Below are 25,505 nucleotides of genomic sequence, written 5' to 3' on the forward strand. Positions count from 1 at the left end.
AAGAGCCGGCCTGAGGGGACAAGCCTGACGGGCTGTCGCTGAAGAGTCGGCCCGAGGGACAAGCCTGGCAGGACTGGCCGGCGGGACTGCGTGCGGGACTGCCCGGCGGCGGGATTTCGGTGGGCCGGGCGTGCGGACCCGCCGTCGGGATCAGGAGACGACCGCCCCGCCGTCCACCGGGAACACCACGCCGGTCACGAACGACGCCTGCGGGGAGGCGAGCTGGGTGATGGCCCAGGCGACCTCCTCGGGGCGGCCGACCCGGCCGAGCGGGGTGTGATCGAGCTGCCACTTGCGGATGGCGGCGCGCTGCTTCGGGGTGTACGCGGAGTGGTCGGCGATCGGAGTCTCGATGGCGCCCGGGGCGACGGCGACCACCCGGATCCCGTGCGGCGCCAGTTCCACCGCCCAGCTGCGGGTGAGCACTTCGAGGGCGGCCTTCCCCGCCGCGTACAGGGAGTTGCCGTTGGGCCAGCCTCGCTGGCCTACGGCCGTCGTCACGTTCACCACGACACCGCGGCTCTCCTCCAGCGCCGGAAGCGCGGCCTGTGTGAGCAGGACGGGGGCGAGGAGGTTCGTCTCCAGCAGTGGTCGCACGGCCGCGCGGGTGTACGTGCGCAGGGAGTCGGCGGTGACGACCGCCGCGTTGTGCACGAGCACATCGAGACGGCCGTACCGCTCCATGGTGGTCCCTACGACGGTGTCGGGTCCGTCCTCGGCGGTGATGTCGGCGGGCAGCGGCGTGATCCCGGGGTGTCCGTCGGCGGTCTCGGTGAGGGGCCCCGGCCGTCGGCCGACCGCGACGACCTGTGCACCCTCCGCGGCGAACGCGCGTGCGGTGGCACGGCCTATGCCGGTGCCGGCGCCGGTGACGAGAACGGTACGGGGGCCCTGGGAGAGGTTGTTTTCACTCATGCCGGGATCGTCGGACCCTGACGCCGGCGTCAGGGTCAAGTCCCGCCGCGACGCTTTCCTTTGGCCGCGGCAGGTTCCGTTGAGCCCCGCGGTTCTGCTTCGGCCTGCGTCCGGTTCCGTCGAGCCCGCTTCGGGTGCTGCTTTCGGCCGTGGCGGGTCCCGGTCCCCCGCAGGTCTGCTTCGGCCTGCGACCGGTCCCCTCAGCGGTCCGCCGAGTGGAACAGCATCGCCGTGATCGCACGGAACACCTCCTCCGGATCCTGGTCGCCGACCGGGCCGTCGAGGTTGTGGCCGAGGAGCAGCGTGGCGAAGCCGTGGGCCAGGGACCAGGCGGCGACCCCGGCGAGGCGGGAGTCGGGCCCGCGGTCCTCAGGGGCCACCGTGGCGACGGCGGCGCGCAGCGCGTCCCCCGCCAGGGCGCGGGCCGCGGTGAGTTCGAGGTCGTCGGCGCGCAGCAGCCCGGGGGTGAACATCACCTGGAAGTGGGCGGGGTGCTCGCGGGCGAAGCGGACGTAGCGCACGCCCGCATCGCGCAGGTCGGGCGCGTCCCGGACCGTCTGTGCCAGCAGCCCGTACCCCTCGGCCGCGATCGCGGTGAGCAGGCCGGTGCGGTCCTTGAAGTGGTGCGCGGGCGCCGCGTGCGAGACCCCCGCACGGCGCGCCAGGTCCCGCAGGCTCAGTGCGGAGGGGCCGTCGGCGGCGATGACGTCGAGTGCGGCGGTGAGCACCGCGCGGCGCAGATCGCCGTGGTGGTAGGGCCGCTGCGGCTCGGGGGCGGACTTCGAGGGACTCATGGACAGCAGCGTACGCCGGATCTAGCCAGCGACAAGTTCTCGGCATCTAGGCATTGACAAGTTCGGGTGGACCGAGGCAATCTTGTCAGTGTCAAGTTGTGCCTGATCGCAAGTGGACCGGAGAAGGGGGAGGGTCGCGCCATGTCCCAGTACGTCGGCAGGGCCATTGAAGGGGAAGAGGGGGAAGCGGTGTCCGGGGAGCCCGTGGAGTCGGCGCTCGTACGCCGGCTCTGGCATCTGCTGGAGCCCCTCCATGCGGTGCTCTACTACGCCCCCGAGGTGTCCGAGGAGGCGGCCGCGCTCGGGTACGACACGTCGGACCGCTGGCCGAGCTACTTCCCGCTGCGCGCCGCCCCGTTGGGCCCGGCCGGCGCCGAACGGATCGCCTCCGCCTTCTACAGCTTCAGTCCGCGCATGGTCGCCGAGCACAGCGACTCGACCTGGAACATCGCCGCCCCGCAGGAGGTGCTGGCCGCGCGACTGCGAGGCATCGACCGGACCTACCGCGCCCTCTTCGGCGACCGCATCGACAGCTCCGAACTGGCCGAGGCCGCCGCCCTCGCCCGGCGCGCGGCCCGGGCGGCCGGTACGGCGGGCCGCCCGCTGGCCGCGGCCAACGCCGAACTGCCCTGGCCCGAGGCCCCGCACCTCCAGCTGTGGCAGGCGGCCACGATCCTGCGCGAACACCGTGGCGACGGCCACATAGCCGCCCTGCTCCTCGCGGATCTCGACCCCGTCGAGTCCCTGGTGTCCTTCGCCGCGATAGGCGCCGCGTCCGTGGAGCGTTTCGAGAGTCGCGGCTGGAGCGGTGAGGAGTGGTCGGCCGCCCGCGCGCGCCTTGCCGCCCGAGGCCTGGTCCAGGCGGACGGTACGGCCACGGAGGCGGGCCGCGCCCTGCGTCATGACGTCGAGGAGCACACCGACCGCCTCGCCGCCGGTCCTTGGCGGGCGCTCGGCCGGGCGGCCACCGACCGCCTCGCGGATCTCCTCGGTGACTACTGGGTCGCGGTCCTGTCCTCCGGACTGCTGCCCTCGGAGTCCACCCTGGGCATAGGCAAGGTGTGAGCGGGCGCACGAACGCACGCGCCGGGCTCCCCCGTCGGGGCGCCCCCTGCCCCAAGTTGAGCCCTGCTTGCCCTGAATCGCCCCTTTAAGCCTCATCTGGCGGATGGCGTAGGCCCGTTACCGTGGGAGGCATGAACGATTCGCCCGCGGGGCCGGGGCGGACCAGGGTGAGCAAGGGGGACGTATCGTGACGCGTCAGAGGGGCGGGGCGATCACCCCCGTGGCCGCGGGACTGCTGGCCGGGGTGCTGCTGTTGACCGGCTGCAAGGGCCATGACTCGTCCGGGGGCGGCGGGCCTTCCGGTTCCGCCGCGCCGACGGCAGGCGACGGCCGCGCCGCGAACCCGCTGGACAACCCGGACGGGACGAAGCCGGGACTGGCGGCGATCACCGCCGCCGCGGATCTGGTGAAGGCGCGATCCCTGATCGGGAAGGTGGCGACGAAGGGGCGCGGCCCGAAGACGGGGTACGCACGCAACAAGTTCGGCTACGCCTGGATGGACTCGGCCCCGGGCGGCATCCCGTATGCGCACAACGGGTGCGACTCGCGCAACGATCTGCTGAAGCGCGACGGCGAGGACGTCCGCTTCCGGGCCGGCTCGGACTGCATCGTCACGTCGATGACGCTGCACGACCCGTACACCGGGAAGGTGATCGAGTGGACCAAGTCCCGTGCGACGACGGTCCAGATCGACCACGTCATGCCGCTGTCGTACGACTGGCAGATGGGCGCCGCGCACTGGGCGAAGGGCAAGCGGGAGGACATCGCCAACGACCCCCTCAATCTGATTCCCGTGGACGGGCCGACCAACGGCGCGAAGAGCGACTCGGGACCGGCGACCTGGCTGCCGCCGAACAAGGGGATCCGCTGCGCCTACGTGGTGCGCTTCGCCCAGGTCTCGCTGAAGTACGGGCTGCCGGTGACGGCGGCGGACAAGGGGACGATGCTGAGGCAGTGCGGCGGCTGACGGCGACACCGGCCCTTCCGTCTGCATCACCGTCCGGTGAAGAACTGATCCGCCTCGTATGACTCTTCGGCAAGGTCGTTCACAAATGGCAAAGGGGTGATGGACAGCAAATCGGTCAGGTTCAGCAAGAGGCGGTGAAGGTGGAGGTCAGTTCTCCCCGGCCGGCTCCCACAGATGCACGGACGTCCGGTCCCTGGAGACCGTGTACCAGGTGCCGCCTCCCGCGGAGCGTGGAGGCCCGGAGACGGGAAAGGGATAGGCGACCTCTCCACGCAGGCGCATCGCACCGGCATCCACCAGCCAGTGGCGGGCCGTGCCGTACCGGGCGTCGCACTCGGAGGTTCCGGCAACAATGACGTCCTCGTCCACGAAGGCGGCCTCGTAGTCCCAGTACACCCTGTCCTCGCCCGTGCTTCCCGGATGTGCCGGAACGGTGCCCTGGGCGTCCAGTTCCCGCAGGACAGAGCCGTCCTCCACCTGGTGGAGGGCGAGGGACCACTGCCCGGCAGGGACGGTGAGAAGGTGACGGCCGCCCGGGCTCACCCCGAGGAGGATCCGCTCGATGCCGATCTGCTCGGCGGTCAGCTGCTGCCCGTCCCAGCGTCCCCACAGCACGGGCGACCCCTCCTCGCCCTCGCCGATGCTCAGCCCCATCTGGCTGGGGTCCGGGTGCGGCGTGTGCTCGGAATGGGAGGCCACGGTCATGGTGGCGACACGTCCCAGCACCTCTCCGGCCAGGGCGTCCAGGGCCATCCACAGTTCCTGTTTGTCCTCCGTGTCCTCGTCGACGCCCAAGGGACCGAGAACATGCGCCCACACGAGTCCGCCGTCCGGCGGGAAAGCGGCCGAGCCGCTGTCGGAGTACAAGTGCTCCTCGTCATCGGCGTATTCGTCGATTGAACGGTGCATCAGGGAGCAGTCGGCGTTCCAGCAGCTGTGCTGCACCTCCCACCGTGTCCTGCCGGTCGCCTCCACCATGCGTACGGCGTGCAGGCCGGTGAATACCGCGGCGTCCCGCTGCGGCGACACCGTCACTGTTCCGAACCGGCGAGGCCAGGGAGCCGGGAAGCGGACCTCATGTGACGGATCCGTGCCGGGGACATCCAGGTCGAGGGTGACCAATTCGCTGTCATCACGCTGTACAAGCAGTCTGCGGCCAGGCCATTGCAGCACCTGTGGAGCCTCTGCCGATGCCGGGTCCAATGGAGCGGTAACGGTGGTGACAAGACGAGCGGCGACGGTCAAGGAATCCTCCAGCCACGGATGACACGCGGCGCGAGAGCCTGTTGCCCCCACCATATGAGGAGCCCGGAATGACCGCTGTCCAGGTCGTCGGCGCAGGTAGAAGACCTCTGCGGCATCAGGAATTTCCCGCTTTTTTCTGGCAGGTTCCAGTACCGCGGGTGCCTCCTCCTTTCCACCGCTTGGAACCCTCGGCGAACCCATTCGGCGCCAGGCCGCGGACCGCGACGCGATGTGGTCCGCCCTCAGGTGGGTGGCACAGTGACGTCCGCCCGACGGCCGTCCTCCTACCGCCCGTACGGGTATCCGTACGGCTGACCCGGCACAGGGGTGGGCATCGTCCCGTACCCCGGCTGGATCCCCTGCACCGCTTGCCGCCGGTCGAAGACGGCGAACAGCAGCATCCCCGTCGCCGCCAGCAGGCACAGCACGACGACGGCTCCCAGGATCGGGTCGCCGTCGCCGTCGGACTGCCAGGACGCCCACGGAAGCGTCACGCACTCGTAGAGGACGAACGCCGCGAACGCCCCCCAGTCCGAGCCCCGGCGGCGGCGGATCGCCACGTACAGGAACGGGACCCAGGCCAGCAGGCCCAGCGAGCCCCACACCAGGAACGACCAGGCGATCCGCTGGAACCAGCCGGCCTCCAGACGCTTGTCCATCTCTACCCCCCACGGCAGCACAGGGGGAAAGAGTAGGTCACCGCGGGCGCGCGAAGCCCCCTGTCACGACTTCTTCTGCGCGGACGCCGCCTTCAGGGACGCCACGATCCGCTCCGTCAGTTTCTTCGCCGTCGCCGCCCCGTTGTCGTGGCCGTCCGTCGACAGGACGCTGACGACGTTCGTGCCGACCCGGGCGGCGACGAGTGTCGTGCCGTTCTCCCAGGCGGGGTCGGTCAGGGTGACCGTGTAGGCCGCGTCGCCCAGTGCCGGGGTCGTCGCGCCGGTGACCTTCACCTTCGAGTGGGTGTCGGAGTCGGTGAAGCCCGTGCACGCCGCGGCCTTCTTCGCCACGGCCTTGACGACGTCCGCCGCCGTCGTGCCCCGGTAGGCGTCGATCTCCTGGCCGATGTCCTCGGAGGTGTTCTTGCGGACGTAGTCGTTCTGCGCGAAGGACACCCCGGAGATCCCGGTGATCTCGATCCAGCCCGTGCCGTTCAGCTTCGTGCAGTCCGGCTCGGCGGCGGGCGCCGACGACGGGGGTGTGTACGTGTCGCCGGTGTCCCGGGCCGCGCTCGGGTCGACCGCGAAGCCGGAGGCGAAGAACGACGCCGGGGCGAGCGCCTTCTTCAGCTGGGTGCCGGTGAACAGACCGGCGTTCGGGTCCTTCGCGGGGGACGGGGACGTCGGCGCCGTGGCCGACGCGGACCCGTGGGTGCCACAGGCCGCCAGGGCCAGCGGGAGCGCGGCCACGGCGAGGGCACGGGCGGCACGGGCTGCGTGGGACGGGATGCGCATCTGAGTCCTTCTGCTGAGGTACAGGAGTCAAGGGGCGAGCGGCCCCACGACGTACAGCGGTTTCACAGATCATGGACAGGTCAAGGCATGATCAACGGCCGGTCAAATCGGCCAGGGTGTCCCGGGCGCCCGCTTCTGTCACCCACGGCACGGATGTTTTTGCTGTTGCTTGAGGGAAGCGTGTGACAGTCATGGGTCTTCCTTTCCCGTTCGCGGGAGTCGCATCGGCTACTTTGCGATCCGCTCAAGGGCGCCGGGGGATGCGTCGGCAGACGGCCACGCGCGCCGAATCAGGGGGCCCAGCAACGTTTTCCAGCGGACGTACGCCGCCCGACCGCCGTCGTACGCCGCTCCACACGCACGCGCGCACGTGAGCACGCGTGCCGTCAGGACAAGGGGTGGGGATGGCCGAGCACCGGCAGTCGAAGAGGCGCAGGTACGTCACGTGGGCGGTGGCCGGGGCCGCTGTCGTCACGGGCGCCGGGATCGCCGCGCAGACCTCGATGGCTGCCACCACCTGGCCGGCCCAGCAGACGTTCACGGGCCGCGCCTTCGACACCTGCACCGCGCCCTCGCTGTCCGCCATGAAGGCCTGGCACACCGGGTTCTACGGCGCCGCGGCCGTCTACGTCGGCGGCAAGAACCGCGGCTGCAACCAGCCCAACCTCACCGCCTCCTGGGTGAAGTCGGTCAGCTCCCTCGGCTGGAAGCTCATACCGCTCTACGTCGGTGCCCAGCCGCCGTGCCAGAACAGCTCCAACCCGGAGAAGCTCACCGCCGCCACCGCCTCCTCCCTCGGCACCAGCGACGCCAACGACGCGGTCGCGAAGGCAGCCGCGCTCGGCATGAAGGCCGGCAGCGCGGTCTACCTCGACATGGAGGCGTACGACACCACGAACAAGTCGTGCAACGACGCCGTGCTCGCCTACGTCCGTGCCTTCGACAAGCAGTTGCACGCCAAGACGTACCGGGCCGGTTTCTACGGCTTCACCAGCTCCAGTGCCAAGGCCGTCGCCACCGCGAGTGACAGGACCGACCTGCCCGGCAACCTCTGGTACGCCCTCTGGGACAGCAAGAACACCACCACGACGGACTGGCCCTGGGGATCGAGCCGGTTCACCAACCACAGCCGTGCCCACCAGTACATGGTGAACAGCAAGGAGTCGCACGGCGGTGTCACCCTCACCGTCGACCGCGACGCGTGGGACGCGCCCGTCGCCATCACCGGCTGACCGGCACCGGCACCGGGCCACGGGCAGCCGCGGCGGGTGCCCTCGCCGTCGTCGGCGCGCTCGTGGTGACCGGCGCCCTGCTCTTCCGGCACGACGACCGGCCGCCGGTTCCCGACACCCGCGCCCGGCACTACACCGAGACCGACGCCTGCCCGCTCACCGGCAAGGACGGCATCAAGGGCAGCACCGCCGCCGACGTCCGGCAGGGCATGCAGGACGCCTCCCGCACGACCCACGCCCGGGTCAGCTACGACCAGGTGCCCGGCGAGCAGAGCGTCGGCAACACACGGCCGTTCCTCAACGGGAGGCTGCAGCGCTCCTGTGACGTCGTACTGGCCGACGGCCGGCCCGAGGTCACGGCGGCCCGGACGGCACCGCAGTACGGCAAGGTCGGCTTCTTGCTGGTCGGCGGCGGCAGCAAGGGCAGGAACGTCACCACGGTCGCCGTCGGCGACGGGCTGCGCGCGAACGAGGCGGCGGCCGTCGAGCGGGCGGTGAACGAGGGGAGCTGAGCGACCGGGGCGGCGAGGCGGTACCAGAACACCCGAGGAATCGTTGGTCGAATGGGTTGGCCAGAGCTTGGCCGCTGCCTACCATCGATCACCGCAAGACTTTGTGCTCCGTCGCACAATCTCCTCAGGAGGTTTCCTTGCACCGCCGCCGTCGCACCGCGCTCGTCCTGTCCGCCGCGATCGCCGCCGCGGCACCCCTCCTCACGGCCTGCGGAAACACTGCGCACGCGGGCGCCGCGGCCGTCGTCGGAGGGCAGCGGATCACCGTCGCCCAGCTGGAGAACAGGGTCGACGAGGTGCGCAAGGCCCAGCGCGCCGCGGTGCCCGACGAGACCCAGTACCAGCAGGTCCTCTCCTCCACGTCCGGCCTGACCCGCGACACCCTGCACAACATGGTGCTCGACCGGGTGCTGCACCGCGCCGCGCAGGACGCGGGCATCTCCGTCACCCGCAAGGAGGTGATGGAGATGCGCGCCGGCCTGGAGCAGCAGGCCGGCGGCACCAAGGGGCTCCAGACGGCCTGGCTGCAGAAGTACGGCATCGCGCCCCGGCGCCTGGACGACAACCTCCGCCTCCAGATCGAGGCGCAGAAGCTCGCCTCGAAGCTCGGCACCGACACCACGCAGCCCGCCTTCTGGAAGGCCCTGTCCCAGGCCTCCGGGGAACTCCACATCGACCTCAACCCCCGCTACGGCTCCTGGGACGTGCAGAAGAGCAGCCGCGTGGACGCGAAGACGCCGTGGGTGCGTGAGGTGACGACCGGGACGCAGCAGCAGCCGGCGTAGGCAGCCGGCGCAGGCACCCGGCACCCGGCAGGCGGCGGGGCGAGGGAACGGACCGGAAACGAGCCGGGCCGGACCGAGTCAGGCCGAGCCGGGCTGGGCCGAGCCGGGCCGGGCCGGGCTGAGCCGATTCGGGTTGAGCCGGGCTGAGCCGATTCGGGTTGAGCCGGGCTGAGCCGAGCCGGGCCGGACCATCGGTCATACGATCACAGGACCTGCCCGGCCCTGTGGACAACCGAGCCCCCGCCTCCGCGCCGTGAGTTACGTTCGGAGCGTGAACGAAACCAGCCCCGAAGCCGCCCCCGGCCGCATCGTCCTGCTCACCACGAGCCACCGCGTCGCGCCCGGCCTGCTGTCCTGGCCCGCCTGGCAGGCGCTGCGCACCGCCGACGCCGTGCTGTGCGCGGACGGCGCGCATCCGCAGCTGCCGTATCTGCGCGAGGCCGGGATATCCGTGGCGGAGGCGTCCCCCACCGCCCAGGAGCTGGTCGACACCTGCGCCGGCGGACGGACGGTGGTGGTCGTGGCCACGGGCGAGGGAGAGCCCGCCCTCACCGACGGCCTGGCCCGCCTGGCCGGCAGCGGCCGCGTCCACATGCCCGACCTGGAGCTGCTCCCCGCCTCCTACGACCTGCCCGGCGCCCGCCTCCTCGACCTCGTCCAGGTCATGGACCGCATCCGCGTCGAATGCCCCTGGTCGTCCCGCCAGACCCACCAGGGACTGGCGAAGTACGGCATCGAGGAGGCGTACGAGCTGGTCGAGGCGATCGAGGCCGGCGACCGCGAGGAACTGCGGGAGGAGCTGGGCGACGTCCTGCTCCAGGTCGTCTTCCACTCCCGCATCGCCGAGGAGGACCCGGACGCGCCGTTCTCCGTCGACGACGTGGCCGGCGGCATCGTCGCCAAACTCATCCACCGCCACCCGCACGTCTTCGGCGACGAGAAGGCCGAGACCCCGGAGGACGTCAAGGAGCACTGGCTGCGCACCAAGGCCGAGGAGAAGCAGCGCACTTCGGTGACCGAGGGCGTTCCCCTCGGCCAGCCCGGCCTCGCCCTCGCCGCCAAGCTCGCCTCCCGTGCCCGAACCGCGGAGCTGGACGTGCCCCTGCCCCAGGGCGAAGGCATCGGCTACGAGCTGCTGGCGCTCGCGGTACGGGCCGAGGCACAGGGAGTGGATCCGGAGGCGGCCCTGCGGGCAGTGGCGCGGGCGTACCGGGATGCGATCCGGGCGACGGAAGGAGCGCCCGAAGCGGGCGGGAGGAGCGAAGCGGACTCCGGCGAAAAGCCGGATACGGTCAAGGAGTGATGGACCAGCCCCACCCCCCGACGGCCCCCGACCTCTTCACCTGGGAGTTCGCCGCCGACCCCTACCCCGCCTACGCCTGGCTGCGCGAGCACGCACCCGTGCACCGGACACGGCTGCCCAGCGGGGTGGAGGCCTGGCTGGTCACGCGGTACGCCGATGCCAAGCAGGCTCTTGCCGACCAGCGGCTGAGCAAGAATCCCGCGCACCACGACGAGCCCGAGCACGCCAAGGGGAAGACCGGCATCCCCGGTGAGCGCAAGGCCGAGCTGATGACGCACCTGCTCAACATCGACCCGCCGGACCACACCCGCCTGCGCCGCCTGGTCAGCAAGGCGTTCACGCCCCGCCGTGTCGCCGAGTTCGCGCCCCGGGTGCAGGAGCTGACCGACCGCCTCATCGACGGGTTCGCCGCGACGGGCTCCGCCGACCTCATCCACGAGTTCGCCTTCCCCCTGCCCATCTACGCCATCTGCGACATGCTCGGCGTCCCGCGCGAGGACCAGGACGACTTCCGGGACTGGGCGGGCATGATGATCCGGCACGGGGGAGGGCCGAGGGGCGGGGTCGCGCGGTCCGTGAAGAAGATGCGCGGCTATCTCGCCGACCTCATCCACCGCAAGCGCGAGGCGCTGCCCGCCGAGCCCGCGCCCGGCGAGGACCTGATCTCCGGGCTCATCCGGGCCTCCGACCACGGCGAGCACCTCACCGAGAACGAGGCCGCCGCCATGGCCTTCATCCTTCTCTTCGCCGGCTTCGAGACGACCGTCAACCTCATCGGCAACGGCACCTACGCCCTGCTCACCCACCCCGAGCAGCGGCGTCGGCTGCAGACGTCCCTGGCCGCCGGGGAGAGGGACCTCCTGGAGACCGGTGTCGAGGAACTCCTGCGGTACGACGGACCCGTGGAGCTGGCCACCTGGCGGTTCGGCACCCGGCCGCTCACCGTCGGCGGCCAGGACATCGCCGCCGGGGACCCGGTGCTCGTCGTCCTCGCCGCCGCAGACCGCGACCCCGAGCGGTTCGCCGATCCGGATGTGCTGGACCTGTCCCGCCGGGACAACCAGCACCTCGGGTACGGCCACGGCATCCACTACTGCCTCGGCGCTCCCCTCGCCCGGCTGGAAGGCCAGGCCGCCCTCGCCACCCTCCTCACCCGTCTGCCCGACCTGCGGCTCGCGGCCGATCCGGCCGAGCTGCGCTGGCGCGGCGGACTCATCATGCGCGGCCTGCGCACGCTGCCCGTGGAGTTCACGCCCGTGCCGTGAGCACACCCGCCCGGGCGCGTACGGCAGACCTCAATTCTGTGATCTTCACGTGATCTGCGCGGCATTAACTTGTGACAAGTGATCGTCTGCCGATACGTTCACCCATCAGCGTGACACCCCGCTTCACCCGTCACGCCGGCCCCGTTGTCGCACGAAAGGCTTCCGCATGCTCACCGGGAACGGTCGTCACCGTCGCCCCCGTCAGGCTCCGGCTCTCCTCGTCGCGGCCGGAGTGACCGGCTCCGCCATCGCCATCCCGCTCCTCGGTGCCGCGAGCGCCAACGCGGCCGACGGCACCACATGGGACAAGGTGGCCCAGTGCGAGAGCGGGGGTTCCTGGAGCGCGGACACCGGCAACGGGTACTACGGCGGCCTGCAGATATCCCAGGACGACTGGAACAAATACGGCGGCTCGGAGTACGCCTACAGCGCCGACCAGGCCAGCCGTTCGCAGCAGATCGCCGTCGCCGAGAAGATCCTCGCCGACCAGGGCACCACCCCCTGGGCCACCTGCGCCCTGCTCTCCGGCCTGACCTCGAACTCCGGCTCCGTGGACGTCGACACGGGCCTCGGTGACTCCGACGCGCAGGGCTCGGACGCGCAGGGCTCCGATGCGCAGGGCTCGGACTCGCAGGGTTCCGGTCACTCCTCCGGGCACAAGGACTCGTCCGACTCCACCGATACATCCGACTCATCCGGCCTGTCGGACTCGTCGTCTTCGTCCGACTCCTCCTCGGATGTGGCCGCCAAGCCGTCACCGAGCGCGAGTAAGCACACCGGTTCTCATCGCTCCGACAAGGCCGATGAAACCCCCAAGTCCGACAAATCCTCCTCGCCGGGCTCCGGGGGCCGGCAGGAAAACGAGTCGCCCACCGCGGACCCCACCACGGAAGACTCGGACAATTCCGCCCAGAGTGACGGCTCTTGGAGCCTCGTCGACACCGGCTCGCTCAGCAGCGGCGGGCGTCACCGCGGCGGGAGTGCGGACGAAAGCGCGGCAAACGGCCAGAACGCCGCCTCGCCCGGCCGCCATGCCTCCCGCGACGCGAGCACCTACACCGTCCGCGACGGCGACACCCTCGTCTCCATCGCCGACTCCCTTGACGTCGACGGCGGATGGCGCGCCCTGTACGCCGGGAACAAGAAGGTCGTCGGCGCCGACCCGAACGACATCACCCCCGGTCAGACCCTGAATATCGGTGCGGAAAAGGGTGGAAAGTAGCGGGAGTTGACGCCCCGCTTCACGCCGAATGTCCGTTTTGGCGAAAGTGTGGGATGAGTCTCAGAAGCCCTGATCGTCTTTGAAATTCCGCCGGGCGCATGTCTACGGTCAAGGCCGCTCGTCACCACGAGCCCCGGCACTCGCAACGCCGAGTCCTGCCAGCGGTTGCCCGGGAACAGTCGTCGCGTCATGCGCCGTAGGCAGGAGCGGGGGACCCAAGGTAAGTGCCGGGGCCAGCAGTTGAGGCTGGATCCGGCTAGGGGTGAAGCCGCGCCTCCCCAGGAGGTGCGGCCGGGCAACTCAACCGGCCCGAACCCGACAGCTCACCTCGCAGGCGTCGGTGAGGGGATCGATCCATGCTGTTTTCCGGCAAGGGCAAGCACCGTCGTCCGTCCAAGGCCACCCGGGCCATCGCGCTCGCCGGTGTCACCGGTGCCGTCGTCGCCGCCCCGCTGATGGCGGCCGGCAACGCCTCCGCCGCCACCGGCTCCGAGTGGGACGCGGTCGCCCAGTGCGAGTCCGGCGGCAACTGGGCCATCAACACCGGTAACGGCTACTACGGCGGCCTGCAGTTCTCCGCCTCCACCTGGGCCGCGTACGGCGGCACCGCCTACGCCGCGCAGGCCAACCAGGCCACCAAGGCGCAGCAGATCACCGTCGCCGAGAAGGTCCTCGCCGCCCAGGGCAAGGGCGCCTGGCCGGTGTGCGGCACGGGCCTGTCCGGCACCCCCTACAGCGGCTCCGCCCCCACCGCCGCGCCCAAGAGCGCCCCGGCGAAGACCACCGCGCCGACCACCCGCTCCACCGACACGCAGGCCGCCTCCCGCTCGGCCGAGCGTCCGGCCCCGAGCAAGACCGTCACCACCCCGACCGGCAAGAAGGTCAAGAAGGGCGACGGCGAGTACAAGGTCGTCAAGGGTGACACCCTCAGCACCATCGCCGAGAAGCACGGCGTCAAGGGCGGCTGGAAGAAGCTGTTCGAGCTGAACAAGGACATCGTCGAGGACGCCAACCTCATCTACCCGGGCCAGCAGCTGCACCTGAAGTGACACCTGGCTCCCACCGGAACCACAGCGCTCTCACAAGGCCCGCCCCCACTCTGAAGGCCTCGTGAGGGTCATCCCCCCGTCCCCACGGGCTCCCCGCCCCGGCGCGTGTTCCCCCGTACGCGCCGGGGCGGGGTTGTTTGTTTCCCCGCCCTGCTTTCCCGCCCTGTTTCCCCACTCTTCAGCCGGGCCTCATCCGGAAGCCCCTTTGTTCCGGACGTGAACAATGGGTACGGTCTCCCTGTCCACGGGACGGTCGGTCGGTGGCCGACGGGCCCGGGACGGTTAGGCTCTAGTCGCAAGGCGCACCCGCCCCGCACAACCAGCGTCACATCCATGAAGGAGATGCTCGTGCCGTCCATCGACGTCGTCGTAGCCCGGGAAATCCTGGACTCCCGAGGCAACCCCACGGTCGAGGTCGAGGTCGGCCTCGACGACGGCAGCACGGGTCGTGCCGCCGTTCCGTCCGGCGCCTCCACCGGCGCCTTCGAGGCCATCGAGCTGCGCGACGGTGACCCGAACCGCTACCAGGGCAAGGGCGTCGAGAAGGCCGTCCTCGCCGTCATCGAGCAGATCGGCCCGGAGCTGGTCGGCTACGACGCCACCGAGCAGCGCCTGATCGACCAGGCCATGTTCGACCTGGACGCCACCGACAACAAGGGTTCCCTCGGCGCCAACGCCATCCTCGGCGTCTCCCTCGCCGTCGCCCACGCCGCCTCCGAGGCCAGCGACCTCCCGCTCTTCCGCTACCTGGGCGGCCCGAACGCGCACCTGCTGCCGGTGCCGATGATGAACATCCTGAACGGCGGCTCGCACGCCGACTCCAACGTGGACATCCAGGAGTTCATGATCGCCCCGATCGGCGCGGAGTCCTTCTCCGAGGCCCTGCGCTGGGGCACCGAGGTCTACCACACCCTCAAGTCCGTCCTGAAGTCCAAGGGCCTGTCCACCGGCCTCGGCGACGAGGGCGGCTTCGCCCCGAACCTCGGCTCCAACCGTGAGGCCCTCGACCTCATCCTGGAGGCCGTCAAGCAGGCCGGGTACGTCCCCGGCGAGCAGATCGCCCTGGCGCTCGACGTCGCCGCCTCCGAGTTCTACAAGGAGGGCAAGTACGTCTTCGAGGGCAAGGAGCGCTCCGCCGCCGAGATGACGGAGTACTACGAGGAGCTGGTGGCGGCCTACCCGCTGGTCTCCATCGAGGACCCGCTGTTCGAGGACGACTGGGCCGGCTGGAAGGTCATCACCGACAAGCTCGGCGACAAGGTCCAGCTGGTCGGCGACGACCTCTTCGTCACCAACCCGGAGCGCCTGGCCCGCGGTATCGAGGAGGGCACCGCCAACGCCCTGCTGGTCAAGGTCAACCAGATCGGCTCGCTGACCGAGACCCTGGACGCCGTCGAGCTGGCCCAGCGCAACGGCTTCAAGTGCATGATGTCCCACCGCTCCGGCGAGACCGAGGACGTCACCATCGCCGACCTGGCCGTCGCCACCAACTGCGGCCAGATCAAGACCGGCGCCCCGGCCCGCTCCGAGCGCGTCGCCAAGTACAACCAGCTGCTGCGCATCGAGGAGATCCTCGACGACGCCGCGGTGTACGCGGGCCGCAGCGCCTTCCCGCGCTTCAAGGGCTGACCCCTCCCGGGCCAAGTCCCAGCCAGTCGTACGTACGTCCCCGTACCCGGTCCCGTACCGTGTCGGGGACGTACGCGCGTGTTGACGGGAGGCGGGGAAGATGGCCGTGCTGTGCTGTCCCGGGGGCACCCCCCGGACCCCCGGCCGATAGCGGGTGGCCGGAGCGATGATGCGAGGTGAGCTGTCATGACCGGCCGGGACCGGTTCTCCACCGCGACCAGGCTCAGGCTGCTCGGCGAGCAGACCGCGGCCCGGGTCTACCGCTCCCAGACCAAGCGACAGGCCCGCCGCTCCCGGCTCACCGGCCGGGCCGCCCTGCTCGCGCTGGTGCTGTGCACGCTGATCGTCGCCCTCGCCTATCCCATGCGCCAGTACGTCTCCCAGCGCGCCGAGATCGCCGACGTCCAACGGCAGCAGCGGCAGGCCCGCGAGCGCGTCGAGCAGCTGCGCGACCTCAAGGCGCGCTGGCAGGACGACGCCTATGCCGAGCAGCAGATCCGGCGCCGGCTGCACTATGTGATGCCCGGTGAGACCGGGTACACCGTGATCGACCCGGGCGCGGCCAAGCAGTCCCGCGCCGGCCTCGGGGCCGCCCACCGGCCCTGGTACGCGAACGTCTGGGACGGCGTCGACAAGTCCGACGCCTCCGACCAGTGAACCGACAGAAAGACAGCTGAAGACAGTCATGGAAACGCCTCCGCCGCCCACTCCGCGTACCGAGCCGACCGACGCGGACGTCGAGGCCTTCAAGCAGCAGCTCGGGCGTCCGCCGCGCGGGCTGAGGGCGATCGCGCACCGGTGCCCGTGCGGGCAGCCGGACGTCGTGGAGACGGCCCCGCGGCTGCCGGACGGCACGCCCTTCCCGACGACGTACTACCTGACGTGCCCGCGCGCGGCGTCCGCGATCGGCACGCTGGAGGCGAACGGCGTCATGAAGGAGATGACCGAGCGGCTGCAGAGCGATCCCGAGCTGGCCGCCGCCTACCGGGCCGCGCACGAGGACTACATCCGTCGCCGGGACGAGATCGAGGTCCTGGAGGGCTTCCCGAGCGCGGGCGGCATGCCGGACCGCGTCAAGTGCCTGCACGTCCTCGTGGGCCACTCGCTGGCCGCGGGACCGGGTGTGAACCCCCTCGGCGACGAGGCGATCGCCTTGCTGCCGGAGTGGTGGCGCAAGGGTCCGTGCGTGCAGCCGCTCGAGGCGCCCGATCCGGCGGACGAGCACCCGGGCGAGCAGGGCGCGGTGTTCGACCCCGCCGAGGTCCGCAGCGGCTTCTTCGCGTACCGGCCCCTGCTCGCCGAGGGGTTCACCCGCGTCGCCTCCGTCGACTGCGGCACGAACTCCATCCGGCTCCTCGTCGCGGACCTCAACCCGGCCACCGGCGAGCTGCTGGAGCTGGACCGGCGCATGACGATCGTGCGGCTCGGCCAGGACGTGGACCGCACCGGCCGGCTGGCGCCCGAGGCGCTGGAGCGGACCTTCGCGGCGTGCCGTGAGTACGCGGACGTCGTCCGCGAACTGGGCGCCACGACGGTGCGGTTCGTCGCCACCTCCGCCTCCCGGGACGCGGAGAACCGGGACGAGTTCGTGCGCGGTGTCGTGGACATCCTGGGCGTCGAGCCCGAGGTCATCACCGGCGACGAGGAGGCCGAGTTCTCCTTCACCGGGGCGACGAAGGAACTCACGGGCCGCGACGATGTCGCCAGGCCCTACCTGGTGGTGGACATCGGCGGCGGCTCCACCGAGTTCGTCGTCGGCGAAGACCGGGTGCGATCCGCGCGGTCCGTGGACGTCGGCTGCGTGCGGATGACCGAACGGCACCTGGTGGCCGACGGCAAGGTGAGCGACCCGCCCACCGAGGAGCAGATCGCCGCCATGAGGGCCGACATCGAGGCCGCCCTGGACCTCGCCGAGGAGACGGTCCCGCTGCGCGGGGCGCGCACCCTGGTCGGCCTCGCCGGCTCGGTGACCACCGTGTCCGCGATCGCCCAGGACCTGCCCGAGTACGACTCCGGGCGCATCCACCACTCGCGCATCTCGCGCGAGCGCGTCCGTGAGATCACCGAGCGGCTGCTGCGCTCCACGCACGCCGAGCGTGCGGCGATCCCGTCCATGCACCCGGGTCGTGTCGACGTCATCGGTGCGGGCGCCCTGGTGCTGCTCGCGATCATGGAGCGCACCGGGGCCGAGGAGGTCGTCGTCAGCGAGCACGACATCCTCGACGGCATCGCGTGGTCGGTGGCGTAGCTCTCTTTTGTTACTGGCTGGTAGCCGTCGGCTGAGCAGGTCGGATAACGTCTGAGCGGGGCTGAGGGGCCCTCAGGGGCCCCTCGGTGACGGCCGGTCGGAAAAGTTCGTGAAGTTCTTCACAAGGAATTTGGTCGTGCGGGGCCGTGAAACGGGGCCGGTTGGCCCTTCCGGGGGCCGCCGAGTCGTTTGAACATGTTCAGACGGCAGGCGGGAGAGGGGTTCGGAAGGGGTTGCTCCGGGGGTGTTGCGAGATGCTCACGAGCACCCCGGTCACCCAGAGAGGCAGCTCACGCGGCCTTGACAACGGGTCAGACCGCCCGCGGGTTCCCCTTTGCCACCATGACCTGCGTCACGCGGGCCGCGGAGTTTAGCACAGGCCCTGTCGGACCTTGTGAAGGGGCGCACGAGCACCCCTGCCGAGGCGGGTGGATACTCGATGGCATGAGCACCACGGAGCGTCCCAGGATCCTCGTAGTAGGCGGTGGGTACGTAGGCCTGTACGCAGCTCGGCGCATTCTCAAGAAGATGCGCTACGGCGAGGCGACCGTCACGGTCGTCGACCCCCGGTCGTACATGACCTACCAGCCCTTCCTCCCCGAAGCCGCCGCCGGCAGCATCTCCCCTCGCCACGTCGTCGTCCCGCTGCGACGCGTGCTGCCGAAGGCGGAGGTCCTCACCGGCCGGGTCACCACCATCGACCAGGACCGCAAGGTCGCCACGATCGCCCCGCTGGTGGGCGAGGCGTACGAGCTGCCCTTCGACTACCTGGTCATCGCGATGGGCGCGGTCTCCCGCACCTTCCCGATCCCCGGCCTCGCCGAGCAGGGCATCGGCATGAAGGGCATCGAGGAGTCCATCGGCCTGCGCAACCATGTCCTCGAGCAGCTGGACAAGGCCGACTCCACGACCGACGACGAGATCCGCCGCAAGGCGCTCACCTTCGTCTTCATCGGCGGTGGCTTCGCGGGTGCGGAGACCATCGGCGAGGTCGAGGACATGGCCCGCGACGCGGCCAAGTACTACAAGAACGTGTCCCGTGAGGACATGCGCTTCGTCCTCGTCGACGCCGCCGACAAGATCCTCCCCGAGGTCGGCCCCAAGCTCGGCCAGTACGGCAAGGAGCACCTGGAGAGCCGCGGTGTGGAGATCTACCTCTCCACCTCGATGGACTCCTGCGTCGACGGTCACGTCGTGCTGAAGAACGGCCTCGAGGTCGACTCCAACACGATCGTCTGGACGGCCGGCGTCAAGCCCAACCCGGCGCTGTCCCGCTTCGGCCTCCCGCTGGGTCCGCGCGGCCACGTCGACTGCGCGCCCACCCTCCAGGTCCAGGGCACGGACTACATCTGGGCCGCCGGCGACAACGCCCAGGTGCCGGACGTCGCCGCCCGCAAGGCCGGCGTCGAGAACGCCTGGTGCCCGCCGAACGCCCAGCACGCGCTGCGCCAGGCCAAGGTGCTCGGCGACAACGTGGTCTCCGGCATGCGGGGCTTCCCGCAGAAGGACTACAGCCACGCCAACAAGGGTGCGGTCGCCGGTCTCGGCCTGCACAAGGGCGTCGCGATGATCGTCATGGGCAAGATGAAGATCAAGCTCAAGGGCCGCCTCGCCTGGTACATGCACCGTGGCTACCACGGTATGGCGATGCCGACCTGGAACCGCAAGATCCGCGTCTTCGCCGACTGGACGCTCGGCATGTTCCTCAAGCGCGAGGTCGTCTCGCTCGGCGCCATGGAGAACCCCCGCGAGGAGTTCTACGAGGCCGCCAAGCCGGCGCCGGTCGCCGCGGCGAGCAAGACCGAGAAGGCCAAGGCCTCCTGACCTTCGCCGGTCGCTGATCCACCCGAAGGACCTCCTGCCATCCGTGGTGCAGGGGGTCCTTCGGCGTTGCGGGGACCCCTCGGCGCCCCGGGCATCCGCCCGACTGGCGACGGCCGGTCCGGCACTGCCGGAATCCACCGTCGTGGCCCCTTTGCGCCGCGGCGGAAAAAAAGATGCGCCACAACCCCTTTGCGGGACTGCGCCGGGCGACCGTCGGTGTTTACGTGGTGAACGGACATCCGGGATCGTCGTCTTGGAGGTGTGCGCCATGGCCGACGCCGCGTCGCGGCTGACAAGGGTTGCCGAGCAGATGCTGGGAGTGCCGCTCCCGCTGCGGATCCGCGCCTGGGACGGTTCCCAGGCCGGGCCGCCGGGAGCCCCGGCCCTCGTCATCCGCAACCGCCGCGCCCTGCGCCGACTGCTGTTCAAACCGGGCGAGCTGGGCCTGGCCCGCGCCTGGGTCTCCGGGGACCTGGAGATCGAGGGCGACCTGTACACCGCGCTCGACGCCATGGCCGGACTGGTCTGGGAGCGCGGGGACGACGCCCGCGGCCTCGTCCAGGCCGTGCGCGACCCGGAGGTACGGGCCGCCGCCCGCGAGCTGCTGAGGCTCGTGGGACCGCCGATCCCGCCGGCCCCGCCGCGCGAGGAGGTCCGCAGGCGCCGCCATCTGCACACCCGGCACAGCGACAAGCGGGCGATCAGCCACCACTACGACGTCGGCAACGACTTCTACGAGATCGTCCTCGGCCCGTCGATGGTCTACTCGTGCGCGTACTGGGGGGCCGTCGAAAAGGACGAGACCCTGGAGTCGGCCCAGCGCGACAAGCTCGAACTGGTCTGCCTCAAGCTCGGCCTGACGCCCGGCCGGCGACTGCTGGACGTCGGCTGCGGCTGGGGCTCGATGGCCCTGCACGCGGCCCGTGAGCACGGCGTGAGCGTCGTCGGCATCACCCTCTCCCAGGAGCAGGCCGTCTACGCCCGCAAGCGCGTCGCCGACGAGGGCCTGGCCGACCGGGTCGAGATCAGGGTCCAGGACTACCGGGACGTCGTGGACGGCCCCTACGACGCGATCTCCTCCATCGGTATGGCCGAGCACGTCGGCGCCGAACGCTACCTGGAGTACGCGAGCGTCCTGTATGCCCTGCTGAAACCCGGCGGACGGCTGCTCAACCACCAGATCGCCCGCCGCCCCCAGTGCGACGAATCGGCCTACGAGGCCGACCGGTTCATCGACGCCTACGTCTTCCCCGACGGCGAACTCGCCCCCGTCGGCACCACCGTCACCCAGCTGGAGCGCGCGGGCTTCGAGGTCCGGGACGTGGAGTCGATCCGCGAGCACTACGCCCGGACCCTGCGCCACTGGGTCGCCGGCCTGGAGGCCGACTGGGGCCGCGCCGTGCGCCTCACCAGCCCCGGCCGCGCCCGCGTCTGGCGCCTGTACATGGCCGCCTGCGCGCTCGCCTTCGAGCACAACCGCATCGGCGTCAACCAGGTGCTGGCCGTCCGCACCCCCGAGTCGGGCGCCTCCGGCCTGCCGCTGCGCCCCCGCACCTGGCACGGCTGAGACGGCAGGGGCCCCGCCCTGCGCGAGCAGAGCGGGGCCCCTTTGTCACCATGGCCTTTGTCACCGTGGCGCTACTCGGCCTTGATCGCCGCCAGCATGTTCAGCCGGGCCGCGCGCCGGGCCGGCCACAGCGCGGCCAGCACGCCGACCGCCGCCGCCAGCAACAGGAAGACCGTCATCCGGCCCCAGGGCAGCACCAGTTCGTACGTCGGCATCTTGGTGCCCAGCAGCTCACCGGCCGCCCAGCCGAAGAACACGCCCAGGCCGATGCCGAGCACACCGCCGAACAGGGAGATCACCAGGGACTCCAGACGGACCATCCGCTTGACCGCCTTGCGGTCCAGGCCGATCGCGCGCAGCATCCCGATCTCCTGCGAGCGCTCGAAGACCGACATGGCCAGGGTGTTGATGACGCCGAGGACCGCGACGATCACCGCCATGCCGAGCAGGCCGTAGAGCATGTTCAGCATCGTCGTGAACATCTTCGCGATGCCGTTGGAGATGTCCTGCTTGTCCTGGACCTTGATCGCCGGGTTGTTCCCGAGGGCCTTCTCCAGCTTGTCCTTGACCGCCCCGGAGGCGCCGTCCGCCGTCTTGACCATGACCTGCATGTCGGCCGGGTCCTTCAGGTGCGGGGTGACGGCACTGTTGTCGACGATGATCCCGTTGAGCAGTTCGTTGCCCTCGTAGATCCCCGCGACGGTCAGCTTCTGCGCCTTCCCGTCCTCGTAGTGCGCGGTGAACCCGGACCCGGCCCGCCAGCCGTACTCCTTGGCCCGCTCCTTGTCCACGACGACGTGCGTACGGTCGACCTTGAACTGCCCGTCCTGCACCTTGAGGTCCGTCAGCTTGCCGATCACCGGGCCGTTGACGCCGGTCAGGAACTCGGTCCTGCCGTCGATGCGGGACTCCGCGTTGCGCAGCGGGCTGCTGGCGGTGACCCCGTCGACGGCGGCGAGCTCCGTCGCGACCTTGGGGGAGAGCGGCGAGCGGTTGGCCATCGAGACGACGTAGTCCGCGCGGACCGCGGAGCTGGCCATCTTGTCGATCGCCGTCTGCAGGCTGCCCGCCATCACCGTCATGCCGGTGATCAGGGTCAGGCCGATCATCAGCGCGGAGGCCGTGGCCGCCGTACGGCGCGGGTTGCGCACCGAGTTCTGGCGGGCCAGCTTGCCCGAGACACCGAACACGCGCAGCACCGGGGCGGCGGCCGCGATCAGCGGGCGGGACAGCAGCGGGGTCAGGATGAACACGCCGATGATGAGCAGGACCGCGCCGAGACCCATCGGGCCCTGGGCCGAGTCGGTGTCCATCGACGTGGCCGCGAGGACCACCGCGACGCCGGCCGCCGAGAACAGCGCGCCGAAGGTGTTGCGCAGCACCAGCGACTTGGTGGTCGCCTGGGCGTGCACGCTGCTCATCGCCGCCACCGGCGGGATCTTCGCGGCCCGGCGGCCCGGCAGCCAGGCGGCCAGCACGGTGATGACGATGCCGACGGCGAGCGCGGCCACCACGGTGCCCGGCGTGATCACCAGCGGTCCGTCAGGCATGGCCGCGCCGAAGGAGCCCAGCAGGCTGCGCAGCCCCGCGCCGATGCCGATGCCGGCGACCAGACCGGTCACACCGGCGACCGTGCCCACCACGAACGCCTCGATCAGCACCGACCGGGTGACCTGGCGGCGGGAGGCGCCGACCGCCCGCATCAGGGCCAGTTCCTTGGTGCGCTGGGCGACCAGCATGGTGAAGGTGTTGGCGATGATGAACGTGCCGACGAACAGGGCGATGCCGGCGAACACCAGCAGGGCCTGCTTCAGACCGCTCATCGAGGAGGAGATCATCTGCGCCTGGTCGTCGGCGAGCTTCTTGCCGGTGGTGGTCTCCACCAGGTGCGCGGGCAGCGCCTTGTCCAGCGTGGCCTTGAGCGCGCCCTGGCTGGTTCCCGGCGCCGCCTCGACGTCGATCTCGTCGTACGCGCCCTTCTTGCCGAACAGCGCCTGTGCGGTCGGCGTGTCGAACAGGGCGAGGCTGCCGCCGGCGGCCACGTTGCCGTCGTCGGTGGTGAAGATGCCGCTGACGCGCGGGGTGAGGACCGGGCCGTTGACGGAGATGCGGACGGTGTCGCCGACCTTGTAGCCGGCGCGCTCCGCGGTCTTGGAGTCGATGAGGATCTCGTCCTTGCCGCGCGGGGCGTGGCCGCTCACCAGCGGGTAGCGGGCGTCCTTGGTGCCCGAGTAGTTGCCGCCCTCGGACTGCCAGCCGCCGCCGATCAGCTTGCCGTCCTTGTCGGCGATCGCGGTGAAGCCCGTGACGACACCGGTCGCGGAAGCCGCGCCCGGGACCTTCGCGGCCTTGTCGAGCAGCGCCTGGGTCAGCTCGGGGGTCTTGCCGACCTGGTCGCCCTCGGAGTCCTGGTACTTGGCCGTGACGGCGACGTCGACGTGGTCGAAGCCCTTGGCGGAGCTCTTCTGGTAGGCGTCGGAGATGGTGTTGGTGAAGACCAGGGTCCCGGACACGAACGCCACGCCGAGCATGACGGCGAGCACGGTCATCAGGAGCCGGGCCTTGTGCGCGAGGACGTTGCGCAGGGCTGTGCGGAACATCAGCTGGTACGGCCCTTCGCGTCGAACTGCTTCATGAGGTCGAGGACGGAGTCGGCCGTCGGGCCGTATATCTCGTCCACGATCCGGCCGTCCGCGAGGAAGACCACACGGTCCGCGTACGCTGCCGCCACCGGGTCGTGGGTCACCATGACCACCGTCTGGCCCAGCTCACGCACCGAGTTGCGCAGGAAGCCCAGCACCTCGGCGCCGGAGCGCGAGTCGAGGTTTCCGGTCGGCTCGTCACCGAAGATGATCTCGGGCTTGGAGGCGAGCGCACGGGCGACGGCGACCCGCTGCTGCTGGCCGCCGGACAGCTGGGAGGGCCGGTGGCTGAGCCGCCCGGAGAGCCCGACCATCTGGATCACCTGGTCCAGCCACGCCTTGTCGGCCTTGCGGCCTGCGATGTCCATCGGCAGCGTGATGTTCTCCAGCGCGGTCAGCGTCGGCAGCAGGTTGAAGGCCTGGAAGATGAAGCCGATCTTGTCCCGGCGCAACTTGGTGAGCTGCTTGTCCTTCAGGGAACCCAGCTCGGTCTCGCCGATCCGCACGGATCCCGACGAGAAGCTGTCCAGACCGGCCACGCAGTGCATCAGCGTGGACTTGCCGGAACCGGACGGGCCCATGATCGCGGTGAACTCGGCCTGCCGGAAGTCGACGGAGACCTGGTCCAGGGCGACCACCCGGGTCTCGCCCTGCCCGTAGATCTTCGACAGCTCCGTGGCGCGTGCGGCCACGGCCGTGGTCCGGCCGGCGGTGGGTGTGGTGGTCACGGGAAGGTGCTCCTGTCGGGACGACGTCGGTTCGTGGGGACGGATCCATCGTCCCGGCCGAAGTCGTCCGTGAAGTCAGCCGCAGTTCCCGTTCCGAGGGGCGACTCCGGTCGGACGGAGCCGGTCCGTGTCATACCTGGGGAGGACGGGCGACCCCGAGACCGGTCTCGTCGAGAACAGGTGGAGCGCCCTCGTTCGGTAGGTGAAATTCCGTCATTCCGCGTACGCGCACACCCGTGCCACGCCAGGCTATTGGCAAGTGCTGATGGCGCGTTTCCCGGGCTGATGCACGCTCAGAAGTCAATAAAATAAGACAACATCGCTCCGTCGTTCCGCTGTTCGGGGGATGCGTCCCGATAGGCTCGGAACTCGAAAGCGGAGCCCATGGCCTGCCCGGATGGTGGAATGCAGACACGGCGAGCTTAAACCTCGCTGCCCCTTCGCGGGCGTGCCGGTTCAAGTCCGGCTCCGGGCACTTTCCGCGCCTGCGAGACCCCGTACGGGGCATCGGCGCGATGGCCGAATCGATGACGGTGTCACCCTCCCCCCTGGGCCGGCCACGCGTGCGCAGCCGGCCGGAGCACCGCCTCCTCACCCCTCGTAGACCGTCAGTACGGCGCCCTCCACCTCGATGCGGCGGCCCGCCCGCAGCCCGCCCGCGCGCAGGGTGCACAGGCATGCGTGGAACAGGGCCAGCTCGTCCACGTCCAGGATCGCGGCGGCCAGGTCCAGCAGGTCGTAGACCGCCTTCTCGGTGAGCTCCTCGGGCAGCTCGCCGGAGAGCAGGACGACCGATTCACCGGCGGGCCCCCGGACCACTGCGGTGGTCGGCCCGCCATGCACGAACAACACGTTCCCCCCAAAGAGCCCAAGGTCGTGCGGCTCTCGCTCCTCGGGCAGGACGAGAGACTAGCGGGGGATCTTGGTGCATTCGGGGCAGTTGAAATCTTTTTCCGACTTGACCGCAGAGCGGGCATTCTCGGTCACCTGGGGGACATGGCCGCCTGGGGGGCGGTCACCCGAGGGATGCGGTCACCTGAAGCGTGCGGTCGCCGGGGG

General features: G+C 70.5%; 22 protein-coding genes, 1 tRNA gene, 1 pseudogene and 1 riboswitch. Of the genes and pseudogenes, 16 read left to right on the plus strand and 8 right to left on the minus strand.

Annotated features, from left to right (window positions below):
* Positions 1–150: 150 nt before the first annotated feature.
* Positions 151–915, minus strand: a complete 765-nt coding sequence (locus AB0H32_RS08155) for an SDR family oxidoreductase (protein WP_361116058.1) — start codon at positions 913–915, stop codon at positions 151–153.
* Between the two features lie 200 nt (positions 916–1,115).
* Entirely contained in the window at positions 1,116–1,709 is a 594-nt protein-coding gene (locus AB0H32_RS08160; protein WP_361116061.1) for a TetR/AcrR family transcriptional regulator, read from the minus strand.
* A 141-nt stretch (positions 1,710–1,850) separates the two neighbouring features.
* Here AB0H32_RS08160 and AB0H32_RS08165 point away from each other — a divergent pair, with 141 nt between their 5' ends.
* Positions 1,851–2,774: a hypothetical protein gene (locus tag AB0H32_RS08165; protein WP_361116064.1), complete on the plus strand. Its 924-nt coding sequence runs from the start codon at positions 1,851–1,853 to the stop codon at positions 2,772–2,774.
* Between the two features lie 187 nt (positions 2,775–2,961).
* Positions 2,962–3,741 (plus strand): HNH endonuclease family protein, encoded by a 780-nt coding sequence (locus AB0H32_RS08170; protein ID WP_361116067.1) that lies wholly within the window; start codon positions 2,962–2,964, stop codon positions 3,739–3,741.
* Between the two features lie 147 nt (positions 3,742–3,888).
* Here AB0H32_RS08170 and AB0H32_RS08175 read toward each other — a convergent pair whose 3' ends face one another.
* The 3 genes from AB0H32_RS08175 to AB0H32_RS08185 form a co-directional block, all read right to left on the minus strand.
* Positions 3,889–4,770, minus strand: a complete 882-nt coding sequence (locus AB0H32_RS08175; protein ID WP_361116070.1) for a hypothetical protein — start codon at positions 4,768–4,770, stop codon at positions 3,889–3,891.
* Positions 4,771–5,270: 500 nt separating this feature from the next.
* The gene (locus AB0H32_RS08180) at positions 5,271–5,645 is read right to left on the minus strand and encodes a hypothetical protein (protein WP_361116073.1); all 375 of its coding nucleotides are present in this window, start codon (positions 5,643–5,645) and stop codon (positions 5,271–5,273) included.
* Positions 5,646–5,708: 63 nt separating this feature from the next.
* A complete protein-coding gene (locus AB0H32_RS08185) occupies positions 5,709–6,440 on the minus strand; it encodes a hypothetical protein (protein ID WP_361116076.1) in 732 nt (243 codons plus the stop codon).
* Positions 6,441–6,844: 404 nt separating this feature from the next.
* On the opposite strand from AB0H32_RS08185, the gene AB0H32_RS08190 reads away from it, so the two are divergent.
* The 13 genes and pseudogenes from AB0H32_RS08190 (at position 6,845) to AB0H32_RS08250 (ending at position 21,076) form a co-directional block, all read left to right on the plus strand.
* Positions 6,845–7,672 carry a glycoside hydrolase domain-containing protein gene (locus tag AB0H32_RS08190; protein ID WP_361116079.1) on the plus strand — a complete coding sequence of 276 codons (828 nt, stop codon included), beginning with the start codon at positions 6,845–6,847 and terminating at the stop codon, positions 7,670–7,672.
* The gene (locus tag AB0H32_RS08195; protein ID WP_361116081.1) at positions 7,642–8,184 is read left to right on the plus strand and encodes a hypothetical protein; all 543 of its coding nucleotides are present in this window, start codon (positions 7,642–7,644) and stop codon (positions 8,182–8,184) included. The genes AB0H32_RS08190 and AB0H32_RS08195 overlap by 31 nt, the downstream gene beginning before the upstream one ends.
* 137 nt (positions 8,185–8,321) lie before the next feature.
* Positions 8,322–8,969 (plus strand): SurA N-terminal domain-containing protein, encoded by a 648-nt coding sequence (locus AB0H32_RS08200; RefSeq protein WP_361116084.1) that lies wholly within the window; start codon positions 8,322–8,324, stop codon positions 8,967–8,969.
* A 271-nt stretch (positions 8,970–9,240) separates the two neighbouring features.
* Positions 9,241–10,272, plus strand: coding sequence for a nucleoside triphosphate pyrophosphohydrolase (locus AB0H32_RS08205; RefSeq protein WP_361116086.1), 1,032 nt, complete (start codon positions 9,241–9,243; stop codon positions 10,270–10,272).
* Positions 10,272–11,537: a cytochrome P450 gene (locus tag AB0H32_RS08210; protein WP_361116089.1), complete on the plus strand. Its 1,266-nt coding sequence runs from the start codon at positions 10,272–10,274 to the stop codon at positions 11,535–11,537. Before AB0H32_RS08205 ends, AB0H32_RS08210 begins: the two co-directional genes overlap by 1 nt.
* A gap of 166 nt (positions 11,538–11,703) precedes the next feature.
* Entirely contained in the window at positions 11,704–12,759 is a 1,056-nt protein-coding gene (locus tag AB0H32_RS08215; RefSeq protein ID WP_361116091.1) for a transglycosylase family protein, read from the plus strand.
* 182 nt (positions 12,760–12,941) lie between these two features.
* Positions 12,942–13,111: riboswitch (cyclic di-AMP (ydaO/yuaA leader) on the plus strand.
* A 4-nt stretch (positions 13,112–13,115) separates the two neighbouring features.
* The gene (locus AB0H32_RS08220; protein ID WP_361116094.1) at positions 13,116–13,808 is read left to right on the plus strand and encodes a transglycosylase family protein; all 693 of its coding nucleotides are present in this window, start codon (positions 13,116–13,118) and stop codon (positions 13,806–13,808) included.
* 342 nt (positions 13,809–14,150) lie between these two features.
* The gene (gene eno / locus AB0H32_RS08225; protein ID WP_361116124.1) at positions 14,151–15,437 is read left to right on the plus strand and encodes a phosphopyruvate hydratase; all 1,287 of its coding nucleotides are present in this window, start codon (positions 14,151–14,153) and stop codon (positions 15,435–15,437) included.
* A 186-nt stretch (positions 15,438–15,623) separates the two neighbouring features.
* On the plus strand, positions 15,624–16,094 hold the full coding sequence (locus AB0H32_RS08230) for a septum formation initiator family protein (RefSeq protein WP_361116097.1): 471 nt from the start codon (positions 15,624–15,626) through the stop codon (positions 16,092–16,094).
* Positions 16,095–16,122: 28 nt separating this feature from the next.
* Positions 16,123–16,572 (plus strand): annotated as a pseudogene (locus tag AB0H32_RS08235) (DUF501 domain-containing protein); the annotation flags it as partial.
* Positions 16,573–16,728: 156 nt separating this feature from the next.
* Positions 16,729–17,685 (plus strand): Ppx/GppA phosphatase family protein, encoded by a 957-nt coding sequence (locus AB0H32_RS08240; RefSeq protein ID WP_361116127.1) that lies wholly within the window; start codon positions 16,729–16,731, stop codon positions 17,683–17,685.
* A 444-nt stretch (positions 17,686–18,129) separates the two neighbouring features.
* Positions 18,130–19,509, plus strand: a complete 1,380-nt coding sequence (locus AB0H32_RS08245; RefSeq protein ID WP_361116100.1) for an NAD(P)/FAD-dependent oxidoreductase — start codon at positions 18,130–18,132, stop codon at positions 19,507–19,509.
* Between the two features lie 268 nt (positions 19,510–19,777).
* Positions 19,778–21,076 carry a cyclopropane-fatty-acyl-phospholipid synthase family protein gene (locus AB0H32_RS08250; RefSeq protein WP_361116103.1) on the plus strand — a complete coding sequence of 433 codons (1,299 nt, stop codon included), beginning with the start codon at positions 19,778–19,780 and terminating at the stop codon, positions 21,074–21,076.
* Between the two features lie 71 nt (positions 21,077–21,147).
* Here AB0H32_RS08250 and AB0H32_RS08255 read toward each other — a convergent pair whose 3' ends face one another.
* Complete coding sequence (locus tag AB0H32_RS08255) at positions 21,148–23,676, minus strand: FtsX-like permease family protein (protein WP_361116106.1); 2,529 nt, start codon at positions 23,674–23,676, stop codon at positions 21,148–21,150.
* On the minus strand, positions 23,676–24,446 hold the full coding sequence (locus AB0H32_RS08260; RefSeq protein WP_361116109.1) for an ABC transporter ATP-binding protein: 771 nt from the start codon (positions 24,444–24,446) through the stop codon (positions 23,676–23,678). The genes AB0H32_RS08255 and AB0H32_RS08260 overlap by 1 nt, the downstream gene beginning before the upstream one ends.
* A gap of 391 nt (positions 24,447–24,837) precedes the next feature.
* Here AB0H32_RS08260 and AB0H32_RS08265 point away from each other — a divergent pair.
* A tRNA-Leu gene (locus AB0H32_RS08265) sits at positions 24,838–24,921 on the plus strand.
* Between the two features lie 116 nt (positions 24,922–25,037).
* On the opposite strand, the gene AB0H32_RS08270 is transcribed toward AB0H32_RS08265, so the two are convergent.
* Positions 25,038–25,289 carry a hypothetical protein gene (locus AB0H32_RS08270; RefSeq protein ID WP_361116112.1) on the minus strand — a complete coding sequence of 84 codons (252 nt, stop codon included), beginning with the start codon at positions 25,287–25,289 and terminating at the stop codon, positions 25,038–25,040.
* Positions 25,290–25,505: the final 216 nt, after the last annotated feature.

It is taken from the genome of Streptomyces sp. NPDC020362, from assembly GCF_040642095.1.
GTDB lineage: Bacteria > Actinomycetota > Actinomycetes > Streptomycetales > Streptomycetaceae > Streptomyces.

Coding starts and splice junctions, on each gene's coding strand:
- AB0H32_RS08155 (WP_361116058.1), bottom strand. CDS start 915: ATGAGTGAAAACAACCTCTCCCAGGGCCCCCGTACCGTTCTCGTCACC.
- AB0H32_RS08160 (WP_361116061.1), bottom strand. CDS start 1,709: ATGAGTCCCTCGAAGTCCGCCCCCGAGCCGCAGCGGCCCTACCACCAC.
- AB0H32_RS08165 (WP_361116064.1), top strand. CDS start 1,851: ATGTCCCAGTACGTCGGCAGGGCCATTGAAGGGGAAGAGGGGGAAGCG.
- AB0H32_RS08180 (WP_361116073.1), bottom strand. CDS start 5,645: ATGGACAAGCGTCTGGAGGCCGGCTGGTTCCAGCGGATCGCCTGGTCG.
- AB0H32_RS08185 (WP_361116076.1), bottom strand. CDS start 6,440: ATGCGCATCCCGTCCCACGCAGCCCGTGCCGCCCGTGCCCTCGCCGTG.
- AB0H32_RS08190 (WP_361116079.1), top strand. CDS start 6,845: ATGGCCGAGCACCGGCAGTCGAAGAGGCGCAGGTACGTCACGTGGGCG.
- AB0H32_RS08210 (WP_361116089.1), top strand. CDS start 10,272: ATGGACCAGCCCCACCCCCCGACGGCCCCCGACCTCTTCACCTGGGAG.
- AB0H32_RS08215 (WP_361116091.1), top strand. CDS start 11,704: ATGCTCACCGGGAACGGTCGTCACCGTCGCCCCCGTCAGGCTCCGGCT.
- AB0H32_RS08220 (WP_361116094.1), top strand. CDS start 13,116: ATGCTGTTTTCCGGCAAGGGCAAGCACCGTCGTCCGTCCAAGGCCACC.
- eno (WP_361116124.1), top strand. CDS start 14,151: ATGCTCGTGCCGTCCATCGACGTCGTCGTAGCCCGGGAAATCCTGGAC.
- AB0H32_RS08230 (WP_361116097.1), top strand. CDS start 15,624: ATGACCGGCCGGGACCGGTTCTCCACCGCGACCAGGCTCAGGCTGCTC.
- AB0H32_RS08245 (WP_361116100.1), top strand. CDS start 18,130: ATGAGCACCACGGAGCGTCCCAGGATCCTCGTAGTAGGCGGTGGGTAC.
- AB0H32_RS08250 (WP_361116103.1), top strand. CDS start 19,778: ATGGCCGACGCCGCGTCGCGGCTGACAAGGGTTGCCGAGCAGATGCTG.
- AB0H32_RS08255 (WP_361116106.1), bottom strand. CDS start 23,676: ATGTTCCGCACAGCCCTGCGCAACGTCCTCGCGCACAAGGCCCGGCTC.